This is a genomic window from Nitrospirota bacterium, from assembly GCA_030684575.1.
Lineage (GTDB): Bacteria > Nitrospirota > Nitrospiria > Nitrospirales > Nitrospiraceae > Palsa-1315.
In genome coordinates, this window is the sequence record JAUXVD010000008.1 from 820,572 (window position 1) to 835,950 (window position 15,379).

Here is a 15,379-nt window from a genome sequence, read left to right on the forward strand (position 1 = left end):
GGACTATACCATAGCCTGGAAGGTCCGTTGCAGCGCGGCTTCGCGGCCATGTACTATGCCTGTCCACAAGGATAGACAATCGATGACCAATTTAGCGAGCGAAGACCGTTCCCCCAACCGGCTGATGACCGAAGCCAGCCCCTATTTGCGGCAGCATGCGACGAATCCAGTGGACTGGTATCCCTGGGGCGAGGAAGCCTTGTTGCGGGCGAAGGCAGAGGACAAGCCGATTCTGTTGTCCATCGGGTATTCGGCCTGCCACTGGTGTCATGTCATGGCCCATGAATGTTTCGACAATGTTCAGATTGCCGAACTCATGAACCAGCACTTTATCAACGTGAAGGTCGATCGCGAAGAGCGCCCGGATCTGGACGATATCTATCAAAAGTCTGCACAAGTGTTTTTGGGGCGGGGTGGTGGATGGCCGTTGACGATGTTTCTCACGCCTGATCAAGAACCGTTTTACGGGGGCACGTATTTTCCGCCGGCGCCCCGCTACAACTTGCCGGGATTTCCCGAAGTCATGAACGGGGTCGTCGAGGCCTACAGGAATCATCAAGACGATGTCCGCAAGAATGTGGACAAGGTCAAGGCCGGGTTGTTGCGGGTGGGTACGCCGAAGCCGTCGGGCGATCCCTTGACGGATCGATTGCTCGATGAGGCGGCGAAGAGCTTAGGACAGTTTTTCGATCCGGTCCATGGGGGATTCGGGGAGGGCCAGAAGTTTCCGACGGTTCCCCCGCTCAACTTGCTGCTGCGTCAGACGGCCAGGACGAAAGACCCCTCCCATCAAGAGCAAGTGCTCTTGCAGCTGAGAACGATGGCAGCCGGAGGAATCTACGATCATCTTGGTGGCGGGTTCCATCGCTATTCCGTGGATGGCCAATGGTTGATTCCTCATTTCGAGAAGATGCTCTACGACAATGCACAGTTGGTGCGGATCTATCTCGATGGGTGGCGTCTGACCAAAGAGCCTCGATTCCGTGAAGTCGTGGAAGAGACGCTGGAGTACGTGCGTCGTGAACTGACGCATCCGGACGGTGCGTTCTTTGCCGCACAGGATGCCGACAGCGAGGGGCAGGAAGGAATCTATTTTGTCTGGGAGCCGGGAGAGATTGCCTCGGTGCTGGGCGCGGAATTGGCTGAGCAGTTCTGCCGGCACTATGGCGTGACCGCGAGCGGCAATTTCGAAGGCAAGAACGTGTTGCATCGGCTCGGTGACGTTCAGCTCACTTCCGAGGCTCAGGAGGAGTTGGAGTCGTTGTTGCGGCCTGCCAGGGTGAAGTTGCGTGCCGCTCGGGACCAACGCGTGAAGCCTCAGCGGGACGACAACATTCTCACAAGTTGGAATGCGATGATGGTGTCCGCCTATCTCGATGCCTATCATGCGTTCGGGACTCCTGCTTATCTGGCGGCAGCAGAACGGGCGCTGACCTTCCTGCTCGACTATGCGGTTGAAAACGGGCGAGTCTATCGGACGGTCACGGCAGGAAAGGGTCGCCTGAACGGTTATTTGGACGATGCCGCCTGTCTGGCTGCCGCTTTGCTGGATGCGTTTGAAGCGACGTCGCACCGGTGGTATCTGGATCAGGCTCGCGACGTGACAGACAGTTTCTTGAAACAATATTGGGATGAGGCGGCTGGCGGGTGTTTCTATACGAGCCGCGATCACGAGGCCTTGCTCCATCGCATGAAATCAGGGACCGATAGCGCGATCCCCTCCGGTAACGCCATTGTCGCCTCGGTTTTGTTGCGGCTCTTCTCTTTCACAAGAGAGCAGCGGTATCATGATCTGGCTGAACGCCAGTTCCAGGTGTTCCGGAGCGTTATGGGGCATAACGCCTATGGCGCATCTGCGCTGCTCTGTTCGTTGGACTGGTACCTGACGACACCGCAAGAAATTGTTGTGGTCGGTACACGCGGCGAGGCGATGACGGAATCGTTGCTCGCGACGGTCCATCGGCGCTATTTGCCGAATCGTGCGGTGCTCGTGGTCGAATCCGCTCGTGCTGGAGAATCTGACTTGCCGCTGGCCGCGGGGAAGACCAGTGTCAGCGGGCAGCCGACGGCCTATGTCTGCCAGCGGCAGACCTGCTCGCCTCCGGTGACGGAGAGCCAGCAATTGGACCTGTTATTGTAGGGAGGGCACCGTGAGTGTAGGCGATTCGGGGAAGGGGCTCTACGATCATCTCTATCGTCGTTTTTTCGACAATCGCGAGTCCCATAAGGGGTACGAGTTTCAGCATGCGCCTGGTGGAAGCGCTCAACTGCCGGTCGTGAAGTTTCGCGATCGTCTTCGTTGGTGGACCTGGGACCGGTGGCAACGAAGAAAAACCATCTCGGCAGCGCGCGACCGGTTTCAGCAGGATATTCTCGATTTGAAGCAGCGGCCATTGAAGCAAAAATAAGATTGAGAGGCGAGACGTGAGCGATTGTGGAAAGAACAGGAAGTCCGGGCATGTCGGTATGGTCTACCTCCTCGTCTCATTGGCAATGGTTGCGATGGAGTGGATCTTCTGTGCCGAGCAACCTCATGCCATTGAGGCAGAGAGCCGGAAGGAAAAGGAGGTCAACTTGAATGACCAGGCCCAAGGGGGACTGTTTAAACGGTGGACCTTCGATCTCCAGAAGCCTGGCGGATCTCCTGTCGGGTTCTCGATGCTGGGGTTTGGCGAGGGGCCGGCTGCAGAATGGATGATCAAGCCAAGCAGCGATGCTCCGTCCGCCTCCAACATTCTGGGCGTGAAGTCATCGTGTCAGGCCGCCACCTGTTACCGTTTGATCGTCGCCGATGGGCTTGAGTACGAGTATCCAGACGTGTCGGTCAGGATGCGATTTCCCTTCGACGCCGCAACAGGAGTCGGTGGAATGGTGTTTGGGGTGAAGGATGCCAAGAACTTCTATGCAGCGCTGGTGGATCTTGCGGCAAAGACCATGGAGGTGATTCGGGTGGTCGATGGAAGGGAGCTGAGTCTGGGGCGGCGGTCGATCGCACCAAAAGCAGTGTCCTGGCATACGTTGCGAATCCAGCGGAATACCATCATCAGCAAGGACTTCATTGAAACCTTCTTTGACGGGCAGCTTGCCGTGTCGGTTGAAGATCAGTCTCTGGGGATCGGTCAAGTCGGGCTCCTGGTGCGTGGACACAGCGCAGTAGATTTTGACAGCTTGCACGCCATTCCTCTGTTTTCTCAGCGTCCGCTGTCCTCTCCCGCGGCCTATTAGATCGGCGCATGGCATTGCGCAGGCTTGCGGCATCACTTGCAATTGATGGGGCTGAGGAGTACAGTGTCCCCTGTGTGTCATCGCGCAAGGCCTGGTGGTGATACCGCAGAGAGTGACAAGGCCTCGGACAGATGTTGTTTTGGTTTTGTGTAGGAATTTGATCGGAAGCCAGCCTTGAGTCGCCATGCTGTTTGCGTCTTCGGCCCATTCCTTCCTCACTTTGATCTCAAGTCCAAGACAACACATATTCTCAAAGGAGGAGCCCAATGGGTTCTAAGATTTACGTCGGTGGTTTGCCGTATTCCACAACTGAACAACAGCTGAGCGATTTGTTTGCTGTTCATGGAGCGGTTGCTTCATCCAGAATCATCACAGATAAGTTCACCGGCCAGTCCCGCGGGTTTGGATTCGTGGAAATGTCCTCGGATTCTGAAGCTCAGGCGGCAGTAGCCGCATTAAACGGCACGGAGTTGGGTGGTCGCACGTTGACCGTCAACGAAGCACGCCCTCAGGAGCCGCGCACCGGTGGTGGTGGCGGTGGTGGCCGAGGCGGCGACCGGTACTAATCCGTCACGAGTGTTTGACACGTCGGGGCTGCCTATCAGGCAGCCCCGCTTTTCCTTCCTAGAATTGCCCATCATCTCGATGCGTTTCTCGGCCCTCTAATCAGGCCGGACCGTGCAGTCCCAGGAAGTTTGCCCCGTACAAGGAGTTCTATGTCTACGTTTGCTGATATGAATCTACAGCCTTCCCTTGCCCAGCGCCTGTTACAGGCAGGCCTGTCGACACCGACCCCGGTGCAGCAGGCTGCCATTCCCGTGGCGCTGGAAGGTCGGGATATTATGGCGCAAGCCAAAACCGGGAGCGGCAAAACGCTCGCATTTTTGTTGCCGATTATCGAACAAGTCATGCGTCGGGAGGCCTCGGTGCCTGCTCCTGGCCCCTATGTTAAGTCCGCCGGCCCCAGCCATTCTTCAGGACCGAAGTTTCTCGTGTTGGCGCCCACGCGGGAGCTGGCGTTGCAGATTGAAATGGAACTACGCAAGTATGCTCCAGCGTCCGTGACGTCGTTGTCGGTGTACGGTGGGACGCCGATTGAGCGCCAATATCGTGCCTTGCAACGACCACCTTTGGTGGTGGTTGGGACGCCTGGCCGGTTGCTGGACTTGGCCGGTTCCGGCCATTTGAAGCTGGGCGGTGTGACGTTCCTCGTCATGGATGAAGCCGATCAGATGTTGGACCGCGGGTTCCTGCGGGATATTCAACGGATCATTCGTCTTCTTCCGGCTGAGCGCCAGACGCTGCTGTTCTCTGCGACATTTTCAGGGGACATCCAGACGCTCGCGCAGAGTATGCAGCGCGATCCCGCGCGAATCTCTGTCGATCCTGGGATCAACAGCCCGACCACGATCGTGCATGCCTACTATGTCGTGCCGGGAGACCAGGTCCGCACACAACTCGTCCATACCTTACTCCAGACCATGAAGGGTGGAGAGCGGTCGATGGTGTTCTGTGATCAAAAATATAAAGTGCGGCGGTTGGCCGCCCATTTAGGTGGCGAGCCTGCTTCGGTCGGTTCGTTGACCGGCAATCATAGCCAAGCGCAGCGGGAACGGACGCTTGGCGCCTTTCGGGCGGGCAATATTCGCTCGCTTGTAGCGACCGATGTGGCAGCCAGAGGCCTGGATATTCAGGATGTCGTCCAGGTGATTCACTATGAATTGCCAACCAATCCGAACTCCTATGTCCACCGGACCGGGCGGACCGGTCGCGCAGAGAAGGAAGGGTCGACCTTCTTGATTCTCTCTCAGTCCGAAGAACGAGAGTATCTTCGCATGGTGAGACAGTTGAAGATCGAGACGAAGAAGCTCGCGCTTCCTGTGTTTGCTCCGCTTCCGGCTCCGGCCCCAATGCCGACCAGCGACTATCAGGATCCTCGCGCGCGGCCCCGCCGAGGCGCGGAATCAACTGGTCGACGATCCCATGGGGGTGAGAACCGTGGCTCCGCTCATAGACCGGGAGCTCCGGTCGGCGCGACCAGGCATTCACGCTATTAAGTGGTACTGATGCCACCGGACCAGGAATGGGCCGGTGGCGTTCCGTCATTCTGCGATTGTCTGCCCTGTGCGCCACGCTTTTTGCGATGGTAAGATAACGGCCGAAAGGTCGCCCTATGCCGCCGTTTCAACTCGAAGCCCCATTTAAGCCCTGCGGAGATCAAGGTCAGGCCATCGACAAGTTGGTGGCCGGGATTGCGGCTGGCCGGAAGCATCAAACGTTACTCGGTGTCACCGGGTCCGGCAAGACCTTCACTATGGCCAACGTGGTGGCGCAGGTGCAGAAGCCCACCTTGGTCCTCGTCCATAACAAGACGCTGGCCGGCCAGCTCTATCAAGAGTTCAAACAGTTTTTCCCCCATAACGCGGTGGAGTATTTCGTCAGCTACTACGATTACTACCAGCCGGAAGCCTACATTCCCCAAAGCAACACGTACATCGCCAAAGATGCATCGGTCAACGACGCGATTGACCAGATGCGGCATGCGGCGACGTCCGCGCTGCTTCAACGAAACGACGTGCTGATCGTCTCGTCGGTCTCCTGTATTTACGGACTGGGGTCGCCGGAGGTCTATCACGAGATGGTGGTCTTCCTCGAAGAGGGGATGGAGGTCAGGCGGGAGAAGATTCTGGCGAAACTGGTCGAGATTCAATATGCCCGTAACGATACGGATTTCCACCGCGGCACGTTCCGGGCTCGCGGCGATGTCATCGAGGTGTTTCCCGCTTCGAATGACGCGGTGTCTGTCCGCATCGAGTTATTTGGCGACGTGGTCGATGCCATTCACGAAATCGACCCCCTCACGGGGAAGTCGCTAGGGAAGCTGCCGAAGGTCGCGATCTATCCGAACACGCATTATCTCATTGCGCCGGACCGGTATGAGCGGGCGATTACCGGTATCGAAGAAGAGCTGGACGAGCGAGTCGCCTATTTCAAAAAACAGAATCAGCTCGTGGAGGCCCAGCGGATTGCGCAACGGACTAAGTTTGATCTGGAGATGATCCGGGCGATGGGCTATTGCCACGGCATTGAGAACTATTCGCGGCATCTAAGCGGTCGTGCGGCCGGTGAGCAGCCGCCCACACTCATCGATTACTTCCCCAAAGATTTCTTGCTGATCGTGGACGAGTCCCATGCGACGATTCCCCAAGTGGGTGGGATGTACGAGGGCGACTACTCTCGAAAACGCACCTTGGTGGAATATGGATTCCGGTTGCCGTCGGCGGTCGACAATCGCCCACTTAAGTTCGCCGAATTCGAGCGCTGTTTCACGCAGGTGGTCTGCGTTTCTGCGACCCCCGGCTCGTATGAGTTGGGGCATGCGGCGGGAGAGATCGTCGAACAGATCATTCGCCCGACCGGCCTTATGGACCCGGTCATTGAGGTGCGACCGGCCAAAGGGCAAGTCGATCATCTCCTTGGCGAAGTGCGGGCAGAAGTGGCGCAAGGCGGGCGAGTGCTGATCACCACATTGACCAAACGTATGGCGGAGGACTTGAGCGAGTACTATCACGATCTCGGCATCAAGGTCCGGTATCTGCACTCTGATATTAAGACGTTGGAGCGGGCTGAAATCTTACAGGACTTGCGGCGCGGTACGTTCGACGTGCTGGTGGGAATCAATCTGTTGCGCGAAGGATTGGATCTTCCGGAGGTCACCCTGGTGGCGATCCTCGATGCCGATAAGGAGGGCTATCTGCGATCCTATCGTGCATTGATCCAGACGGCTGGGCGGGCAGCGAGGAACCTTCGTGGCCACGTGATCCTGTACGGTGATGTGGTGACAGCCTCTATGCAAATGGCAATTGATGAGACAGGGCGCCGGCGCACGATTCAAGCGGCGTACAATGCCAAGCATGGCATTGTGCCGACGAGTATCAAGAAGGATGTCTTGTCCCTCGAATATGCGGTGGCTGAGCTGGATTATGCCCAGCTCGATTTGGTTGCCGAGACGCCGGCTGCCTATGGAGGAATAGAGGAGTCAACTGCGCAGACCCTCAAGCGGCTGGAAGTGGACATGAAGGCCGCCGCCAAGGAGCTGGAGTTCGAGCGGGCCGCGACCATCCGAAATAAGATTCGAGCGTTGAAGTTGAGAGAGTTAGAATTTAAATCTGAGATCTAGTAGTTGGCTGAAAGCTTGTTCAGGTAAGCAGCGGTTCAATAGCCTGTACGTCAGAGAAAAGAGGAGAGCGGTTTCGTCGGCTGCTCAAAAAGACCGTCCAGCAAGTCCGCAGCCGGTGAAAGCACCGGAAGCGTAGCCTCTGGCTACGTTGAGGATGCTTTCGAGGCGAGAACGAAGCTGGCGGACTTTTTTGAGCAGCCGATCTGAGTTGCTAGACGTTCTTGTAGAGGTAGATCCCCAGAAACATCCCGAGGAGACTGAGGAGGTTAATTTTCAAGACGAAGCCGAGGGTGAACTTGAGGAGGACCAGATCGATCGTCAGCGGGGGATTGATGCCGGGGGTGAAGTTGCTGGCGAATATCGCCTGAATGGTGCCCTGTGGAGCCATGACTCGGAGAATTTCTCCCAGTACTCCGCCCAGGAGTCCACCGATGAGCACGAAAATGAGCAGAATCCAGGGTGACTTTCTCACGACAACTGCCTCATAACTCTGCGTAGTCTCACGGAGATAACGGTAGGACCTTAACGAAAGGTCGAGAACATGTCAATAATATCTCCGACTTCCTCTCCCTTGACTTCATCCTGCCAGGTCATTTAGACTCCCCGATGCTCTTTTGCTAGAATTTTCGAGGTGATCGGAGATCTGGAGTTAAGGCTTCGATTGCCTTTTTCTTTGTGACGTTATGCTGGACGCGCTCAGCGAAAAATTCGAAAAGATCTTTAAGAAACTACGAGGTTCTGGGGTTCTCACCGAACAGAACATCGCGGAAGCCTTGAAGGAAGTTCGCCTCGCGCTGCTCGAAGCCGATGTCAATTTCAAGATCGTCAAGGACTTCATCGAGCGGGTTCGGGTAAAGGCTGTTGGGCAGGAAGTTCTCCAGAGTTTGACCCCCGGGCATCAAGTGGTCAAGGTCGTGTGGGACGAGCTGCGAGAGATGATGGGCGGGGAACGAGCCGGTTTGGCTTTGGCTTCGAATCCTCCCACCGTTGTGATGATGGTCGGGCTTCAAGGCGCCGGGAAAACGACGACCTGCGGCAAGCTTGGGCGGTACGTCAAGGCTCAGGGGAAACGGGTTCTTCTGGTCGCGGCCGATCCTCGTCGTCCGGCAGCTGGCGATCAGTTGGCAAGTCTGGGGCGTGACCTCGAGATCGACGTGCATCGGGCGGATTCGGCTCAGGCGACTCACACGGATGTCGTTCGCATTTGCCAGGCTGGCGTGGAGCGGGGCCGGGTGCAGGGATACGATCTTGTCCTGCTGGATACCGGCGGGCGTCTCCACATCGACGATGAGTTGATGGGGGAGTTGGTGGCGGTGAGAGCTGCCGTGCAACCGCACGAGGTGCTCCTAGTCGCCGACGCCATGACTGGCCAAGACGCCGTCACGATGGCGAGCCAGTTCGATCAACGGATCGGGCTGACGGGCGTCATTCTGACGAAGGTTGAAGGCGATGCCCGTGGCGGGGCGGTGTTGTCGATTCGGGCGGTGACCGGCAAGCCGATCAAGTTTTTGGGTGTGGGCGAGAAGCTCGATGCGCTGGAGTTATTTCATCCCGATCGGATGGCCTCGCGCATCCTCGGCATGGGCGATGTCCTTTCGCTGATCGAAAAGGCGCAAGAGACCTTTACGCTCGAGCAGGCGGAGGATGCGCAGAAGCTGCTGAGCAGCCAGACGTTCACGCTGGAGAGTTTTCGTGCTCAGCTGGGGCAGGTCAGTCGCCTGGGCTCGCTCGACCAGATTTTAGGAATGCTGCCGGGCGGTCAGAAGCTCAAGGGGGCGATGGAAGGGCAGATGCCTGAACGGGAGATGAAGCGAGTCACGGCCATGATCGACTCGATGACGACTCGTGAACGCCGCGATCATACGCTGATCAACGGCAGCAGGAAAAAGCGGATTGCGCGTGGAAGCGGAACGAAGGTGGAAGAGGTGAATCGGTTGATTAAGCAGTTTCTCTCGGCGAGGAAAATCGCCAAGGTTATGGCAGGGTCGGGAGGGCGCCGGCAGTTGGCGCAACTTCTGCGCTCGATGTAAGGGGCGATCACAATCATCACAGTGTGTTGTACAGAAGGAGGATTCTAGTGGCTGTTCATTTGAGATTGACGAGGACTGGACGACATAAGCGACCGCTCTACCGCGTAGTGGCAGCGGATTCACGGAAGCCGCGCGACGGACGATTCCTGGAAATTCTTGGGATTTTCGATCCCTTGAAAGAGGCGGGTCTGCCGGAGTTGAAGCAGGATCGGGTGTTGAGCTGGTTGCGTCAGGGTGCCCAGCCGACCGTCACGGTGAAGACGCTCCTCCGCCGTGCTGGCGTCTGGAAGACGTTTGAGGCAGAGAAAGCGGCAGAGAAAGCAGCGAAGAAAAAGGTCGCGTAGTCTGTGACCACGGCTCAGGCAGATCTGATAACGATCGGCAGGATCGAGCGCCACTTCGGTGTGCGCGGCGAGTTCAAGGTACGATCGTTGAGCGATGTGCCTGGCCGACTGGAGCACCTGAAGCAGGTGCAGGTTTTGGACCCGACTGGGCAGGTCGTCGAGAAGACGGTGGCTCATGTTCGGCGTGCCGGTTCGACCTATATCATGAGTCTTGTTGGCGTGACGACGCCGGAAGGCGCCGTCGCGTTGCGCGGGGGATTGATCCAAGTGCCGCGTTGTTCAGCGGCGACGTTAGCGGCAGACGTGTACTTTGAGTGCGACCTCATCGGGATGACGGTTGAGAACGAGCGGGGCGACGAGATTGGAGTGGTGGAGACAATTTTGGAGATACCGGACAATCACGTCTTCGTCGTTCGCAAGGGGACAGAGGAAGTCCTCATTCCGGCGGCGAAGAGCTTTGTGACTTCGGTGGATCTCGCACAGCGCAAGATGATGGTTCGCGGGATTGACGACTTGCTTGAGGATCGCCATGCGGTGTGACATTCTGACCCTGTTCCCCGACATGGTGGCACCGGTGCTAAGCCAGAGCATTCTGAAACGAGCACAGGAAAAAGGTCTGTTGCACGTGCAGGTGCGCAACTTGCGCGACTATACGCTCGATCGCCATCGGGTGGCGGACGATGTCCCCTACGGCGGAGGGGCCGGAATGGTGATGAAGGCCGAACCGATTTTGCGCGCAGTGGAACAGATTCAGGCCGACTATGCGCTGGCCGGGGAGCAGATTCGGTTGTTGTTTCCGTCCCCGCACGGACGCCCATTCACGCAGGCCTATGCGAAAAATCTGGCGGCCGATACCCGCCGGCTTGTTATTCTCTGTGGCCACTACGAAGGGGTCGATGAGCGGGTGCGTCTCGCCTTGCACCCGGAAGAGGTTTCAGTCGGAGATTATGTGTTGACCGGAGGCGAGTTGCCGGCACTGGTGCTCATCGATGCCGCAGCCCGGTTGGTTCCCGGTGTGTTGGGTGATCCGGAGTCGATTGAAGAAGAGTCTTTTACGGATGCATTGCTCGAATATCCTCACTATACGAGACCGGCGGACGTTCGAGGGATGCTTGTGCCAGAGGTATTGCTTTCAGGACATCACGAGGTCATTCGTCTATGGCGTCGGAAGGAATCCCTGCGAAGCACGTATCAGAGACGGCCTGATCTGTTGCAAGATCGGGTCTTGAGTCTCGAAGATCAACAATTGCTAGACGAACTTACTCGTGAAGGCGTGGTTGGCACGCCTGTTCGATGTGGGGAGGAAGGGGTAGTCTCATGAATCGGTTAGAACGGATACAACAGTCTTTCGTGAAGCCATCGGCGCCTAGCTTTGAAATCGGCGATACTGTCCGTGTGCATGTGAAAGTCGTTGAAGGGGAAAAAGAGCGTATTCAGGTGTTCGAGGGAGCCGTGATTGCTCGCAAAGGATTGCTGAACACGGAGACCTTCACGGTCCGCAAGGTGTCCTATGGCGTCGGGGTGGAGCGCATTTTCCCGATCCATTCGCCGATCGTGACACGCGTCGAGGTCATGCGCCAGGGTAAGGTACGCCGGGCCAAGCTGTATTATCTTCGCGGGAAGAAGGGCAAGTTTGCCAAGGTTGAAGATCGGGAGTTCGTCGCGAGTGCGAAGGCGAAGCCTGGGGTTGCTCGTAAGACTGAAGCGCCGGCTACGGCCGCTGTGGCTCCGAAGGCCTAGTCTCATTCCCTGGTGCTATCGACCACGAATGTCGGATGCTCTTTCAACGGACGCATCGTGGGACCTACCGACGAATTTGAATTGGAAGCCCGACGGCGCGGCTATCGCCGCATCGCCGGTCTGGATGAGGCCGGACGGGGCCCTCTTGCGGGCCCTGTCGTCGCGGCGGCGGTAATCCTGCCCTCTCGTTGCCGCTTGGTCGGCGTCAACGACTCCAAGCAAGTCTCCGCGTCTGACCGCGAGCGGCTCTACGAGGTGATTGTCGAGCGGGCTCGTGCTATCGGCGTGGGGATCGCGACGGAGCAGGAGATCGACCGACTCAATATTCTAGAAGCGACTCGTCTCGCCATGCGCCGTGCAGTGGAGTCGCTGATATCTCCGGCGGACTGCCTCTTGATCGACGCTGTCACTCTATCGAATCTCGCCATTCCCTCACGCTCGATCATTAAGGGCGATACGTTGTCGATCTCGATTGCTGCCGCGTCCATCGTGGCGAAAGTTACGCGAGATCGCTTGATGGAGGCGTATCATCAGACCTATCCCCATTATAATTTTCTGTCCCACAAGGGCTATGGGACAGAGGAGCATTTACGGCGGCTTGCGCAACATGGCCCCTGCGCCATCCATCGGCGCACGTTCGCTCCGGTTGCTCGTCTCCTGAGTGGGCATGGTGAATCTCCACGGGCGATTCCGTGACCATCCTTGACCCACGGAGGCTCTTCGGGCAAGAAGGAGAGTCGGCAGCAGAGCAGTACTTGCGCGGCAAGGGGTATCGGATTCTGGCGCGCAATCTGCGCTCGTCGGTGGGAGAGTTGGACCTCGTGGCTGAAGACGGTCAGGTGCTGGTTTTTGTCGAGGTGAAGGCGCGTCGGACCGATGCATTCGGCGGCGCGATCCATGCCGTACATCAGCGGAAACAAGAGAAGTTGATCCAGTTGGCTGCGCAGTATTTGGCCAGGCACCATCTCAAGGATCGACTCTGCCGATTCGATGTGGTCTTGTTGCAAGGTACGAACGCCAAGGCTTCGCACATCGAGCATATTCAGAATGCGTTCGACGTCCCCGGGGACGATCTTCGATGGTAAGAACACCATGATTCAACTGATCCATGTCTCGAAACAGTACGATCAGCGGTCGGCGCTTTCGGACGTGACGCTAGAGATCGACAAAGGGGAATTTGTGCTCCTGATGGGACCGAGCGGCGCGGGCAAGTCGACGCTGTTGCGGATGCTGATCGGAGCCGATCGGCCCGATGAGGGGCAGATCTTCGTTCATCAGAAAAACGTGACGACGCTGAAGCCATCCGACATTCCCTATCTGCGCCGCAAGGTCGGAACGGTATTTCAGGACTTTCGGCTGTTGCCGAAGAAGTCTGTGTTCGATAATGTCTCGCTGCCGTTGCTCGTGCAAGGCGTGTCTTCTGCCGACATCCGTCGAAAAGTGACGGAGGCCTTACGGGCAGTCGGCGTCGAGCACAAGCGCGACCAGCTTCCTGCCGGCCTCTCGACGGGGGAACAGCAGCGGGTCTGCATCGCGCGCGCGATCGTCAATGGGCCGGTCGTTTTATTGGCCGACGAGCCGACCGGCAATTTAGACCCGGTGTTGACGGCTGAGATCATCGAACTGTTTAAACTCATTAACGCGCGGGGCACGACGGTCGTCGTGGCGACGCACGATCCGCTCGTGATGGCGCAAGTGAATCGGCGGGTGCTCACCTTGTCGCAGGGCCGCCTGTTGCCGGAACAGAGAGGCTTGGCATGAGGACGCTGGCCTATCTCCTGAGAGAATCTTGGGTCAATATGAGGACCAACCGGATGACGACGATGGTCGCCATCTTGACCACGGCCTTTACGCTGGCCTGTGTCGGCATCTTTTTACTGCTCTATGTCAATTTGCGGGCGGCAGCCGGCTGGCTCCAGGATGACATCAAGATCATGGTCTATCTCGATGACCGGCTTACGTCCGATTCGGTTGCGGAGGTGGAGCAGCATCTGCGGAGCGATCGTGCCGTCGCATCCCTGTTGTTTATTTCGAAAGAGCAGGCGCTGGGAGAGTTCAAGGCGCAATTTCCCTCGGAGTCTTACTTGCTTGATGGCTTGGGTCAAAACCCCTTACCGGCCTCCTATGTCGTGGCACTCAGTCCGTCGTTTCGATCACCGGATTCGGTGAAGCGATGGGCGGAACGGGTGCGGCAGATCGCCGGCGTGTCCAAAGTCGATTACAATCAAGATTGGATCGATGCCCTCGCGACGGTGATTCGATCGATTGAGTTGGTGGCGATCGGCATCGGCGTGATCCTTTCGGCGGCTGCTGTGACCATTATCGCCAATACGATTCGCCTGACGTTATTTGCCCGACGGGACGAGATCGCCATTTTGCGTCTCATCGGAGCCACCACCAGTTTTATCCGTATTCCCTATCTGGTGGAGGGCGCCGTACTTGGGGCGCTGGGTAGCGCGCTCTCACTGGTTATGCTCAAGTTCATGTACGAATTGTTCCGGCAGCAAATGCGGACGACTGGTCGATTTGCCGGACTCGACAGCCTCATGGCATTTTTCCCTCCGTCAATCTGTCTCGCCTTGATAGCAGTTGGGATGGGACTCGGGTTTGCAGGCAGCTTCGTCTCGATCAGGCGATTCGGCGAGGGCAAGGCATGAGGTATTGGGTCGGACTCAGGGTCGTGGTTGTGATCTGGGGACTGCTGGGTCTTTCCTGGCCAGCGGTTGCGATGGCCGATCCGATCGTCGACAAGATTGAGAAGGAACGCAAGGCGCTCGAACAGCTCAAAGATCGGATTGAAGCAAAACGCAAACAGGCCGATGAGGCAGGGAAAAAGCGCGAGTCGCTGTTACAAGGGATTCAGACGCTCGACGAACGTGTGCTGCATTACCGGCAGGCGCATCTAGAGATCAGCCGGAAGTTGAAAAAAAAGGACCAGGAGATCGAAGGCCTCAATGAGCAGTTAGCCGGTTTGCGGATGAGTGTGCGCGAGCGGCAGGATGCGATTTTGGCGCGATTACGGGTCCAATATATGGAAGGCCGTTTCGGATATTGGAAGACCCTGCTCGCCTCGGATTCGTACGGAGACTTTCAGCGGAGGCTTCAGTATCTCTCGGCTGTGTCCGAACGTGATTTTGCACTGATGGGTACCTTTCGGACCGATATGACCCGCATGGAGCAGGCGGAGCGGCAGCGGGAAGAGGCACGAGTCGGGATGCTGTCGTACAAGCACAGTACCGAGAAACAGCTCGCGGAGATGAAATCCGTTAAAAAAGAAAAAAAGGTTTATCTCGCCAGGATCACGCATGAAAAAGAATCCTACGAACATGCGCTCCAAGAATTGGAGCGGTCCGCGTCACGTATCGACAGTCTATTGCGCGAGTTGGAAACGCGCCGTCGCGCGGCACCGGTTCGACCTCCGACCGGGGGGACGGCCCCTCGGGGCTCGAAGGGCGCCTTGCCCTGGCCGGCTGATGGGAATGTGATCTCGTTCTTCGGTCGTCAGAAACATCCGACCTTCAATACCTATGTGCAACGCAGAGGGATTGAGATTAAGACGGTCGAGGGGAGCGCCATTCACGCGGTGATGCCTGGGTCTGTCGTGTATGCGGACTGGTTGAAAGGGTACGGGCTCGTTATAATCCTCGATCATGCGAATGGCTTCTTTTCGCTCTATGCCCATGCCTCGAAAATTCTTGTGACGGTAGGCGGACAGGTGGAAGCCGGGCACGCGATTGGCGAAACAGGCGATACGGGCATGACGGGTGAAAATACTCTATACTTTGAGCTGCGCGAGGGGGCGGAGCCGTTGGACCCCCTTCAATGGTTAGCGAGGCGATAGGGAACGGGAAGAGGAAAGG

Annotated in this window: 17 protein-coding genes; 16 read left to right on the forward strand and 1 reads right to left on the reverse strand. The window is 57.4% G+C overall.

From position 1 onward, the window contains the following. Positions 1-82: 82 nt before the first annotated feature. The 6 genes from Q8N00_07090 to uvrB all read left to right on the forward strand — a co-directional run bounded on the left by Q8N00_07090 (position 83) and on the right by uvrB (position 7,405). A complete protein-coding gene (locus tag Q8N00_07090; protein MDP2382553.1) occupies positions 83-2,140 on the forward strand; it encodes a thioredoxin domain-containing protein in 2,058 nt (685 codons plus the stop codon). 10 nt (positions 2,141-2,150) lie between these two features. Further along, entirely contained in the window at positions 2,151-2,408 is a 258-nt protein-coding gene (locus tag Q8N00_07095) for a hypothetical protein (GenBank protein ID MDP2382554.1), read from the forward strand. Between the two features lie 16 nt (positions 2,409-2,424). After that, on the forward strand, positions 2,425-3,225 hold the full coding sequence (locus Q8N00_07100; GenBank protein ID MDP2382555.1) for a hypothetical protein: 801 nt from the start codon (positions 2,425-2,427) through the stop codon (positions 3,223-3,225). Between the two features lie 266 nt (positions 3,226-3,491). Continuing rightward, positions 3,492-3,791, forward strand: a complete 300-nt coding sequence (locus Q8N00_07105; GenBank protein ID MDP2382556.1) for an RNA-binding protein — start codon at positions 3,492-3,494, stop codon at positions 3,789-3,791. 150 nt (positions 3,792-3,941) lie between these two features. Further along, positions 3,942-5,282, forward strand: a complete 1,341-nt coding sequence (locus Q8N00_07110) for a DEAD/DEAH box helicase (GenBank protein ID MDP2382557.1) — start codon at positions 3,942-3,944, stop codon at positions 5,280-5,282. A 116-nt stretch (positions 5,283-5,398) separates the two neighbouring features. Next, entirely contained in the window at positions 5,399-7,405 is a 2,007-nt protein-coding gene (uvrB, locus tag Q8N00_07115) for an excinuclease ABC subunit UvrB (GenBank protein MDP2382558.1), read from the forward strand. 211 nt (positions 7,406-7,616) lie between these two features. Here uvrB and Q8N00_07120 read toward each other — a convergent pair whose 3' ends face one another. Next, positions 7,617-7,877 (reverse strand): DUF4321 domain-containing protein, encoded by a 261-nt coding sequence (locus tag Q8N00_07120; protein ID MDP2382559.1) that lies wholly within the window; start codon positions 7,875-7,877, stop codon positions 7,617-7,619. 211 nt (positions 7,878-8,088) lie between these two features. Between Q8N00_07120 and ffh the strand changes: the two genes are divergently transcribed. Genes ffh through Q8N00_07170 form a run of 10 tightly spaced genes read left to right on the forward strand, consistent with a single transcriptional unit; the run spans position 8,089 to position 15,360 of the window. Next, positions 8,089-9,435 (forward strand): signal recognition particle protein, encoded by a 1,347-nt coding sequence (gene ffh, locus Q8N00_07125; GenBank protein MDP2382560.1) that lies wholly within the window; start codon positions 8,089-8,091, stop codon positions 9,433-9,435. 47 nt (positions 9,436-9,482) lie between these two features. Next, the gene (gene rpsP, locus Q8N00_07130; protein ID MDP2382561.1) at positions 9,483-9,779 is read left to right on the forward strand and encodes a 30S ribosomal protein S16; all 297 of its coding nucleotides are present in this window, start codon (positions 9,483-9,485) and stop codon (positions 9,777-9,779) included. 3 nt (positions 9,780-9,782) lie between these two features. Continuing rightward, positions 9,783-10,319 (forward strand): ribosome maturation factor RimM, encoded by a 537-nt coding sequence (rimM, locus tag Q8N00_07135; GenBank protein MDP2382562.1) that lies wholly within the window; start codon positions 9,783-9,785, stop codon positions 10,317-10,319. Then, positions 10,309-11,100: a tRNA (guanosine(37)-N1)-methyltransferase TrmD gene (trmD, locus tag Q8N00_07140; protein ID MDP2382563.1), complete on the forward strand. Its 792-nt coding sequence runs from the start codon at positions 10,309-10,311 to the stop codon at positions 11,098-11,100. Before rimM ends, trmD begins: the two co-directional genes overlap by 11 nt. Beyond that, positions 11,097-11,519 (forward strand): 50S ribosomal protein L19, encoded by a 423-nt coding sequence (rplS, locus tag Q8N00_07145; protein ID MDP2382564.1) that lies wholly within the window; start codon positions 11,097-11,099, stop codon positions 11,517-11,519. The genes trmD and rplS overlap by 4 nt, the downstream gene beginning before the upstream one ends. A 57-nt stretch (positions 11,520-11,576) precedes the next feature. Next, positions 11,577-12,215 carry a ribonuclease HII gene (locus Q8N00_07150; protein MDP2382565.1) on the forward strand — a complete coding sequence of 213 codons (639 nt, stop codon included), beginning with the start codon at positions 11,577-11,579 and terminating at the stop codon, positions 12,213-12,215. Further along, positions 12,212-12,604 (forward strand): YraN family protein, encoded by a 393-nt coding sequence (locus tag Q8N00_07155; GenBank protein ID MDP2382566.1) that lies wholly within the window; start codon positions 12,212-12,214, stop codon positions 12,602-12,604. The genes Q8N00_07150 and Q8N00_07155 overlap by 4 nt, the downstream gene beginning before the upstream one ends. A 7-nt stretch (positions 12,605-12,611) precedes the next feature. After that, positions 12,612-13,280, forward strand: coding sequence for a cell division ATP-binding protein FtsE (gene ftsE / locus Q8N00_07160; GenBank protein MDP2382567.1), 669 nt, complete (start codon positions 12,612-12,614; stop codon positions 13,278-13,280). Beyond that, a complete protein-coding gene (ftsX, locus tag Q8N00_07165; protein ID MDP2382568.1) occupies positions 13,277-14,176 on the forward strand; it encodes a permease-like cell division protein FtsX in 900 nt (299 codons plus the stop codon). Before ftsE ends, ftsX begins: the two co-directional genes overlap by 4 nt. Next, positions 14,173-15,360, forward strand: a complete 1,188-nt coding sequence (locus tag Q8N00_07170; protein ID MDP2382569.1) for a peptidoglycan DD-metalloendopeptidase family protein — start codon at positions 14,173-14,175, stop codon at positions 15,358-15,360. The genes ftsX and Q8N00_07170 overlap by 4 nt, the downstream gene beginning before the upstream one ends. The last annotated feature ends 19 nt before the right edge of the window (positions 15,361-15,379 follow it).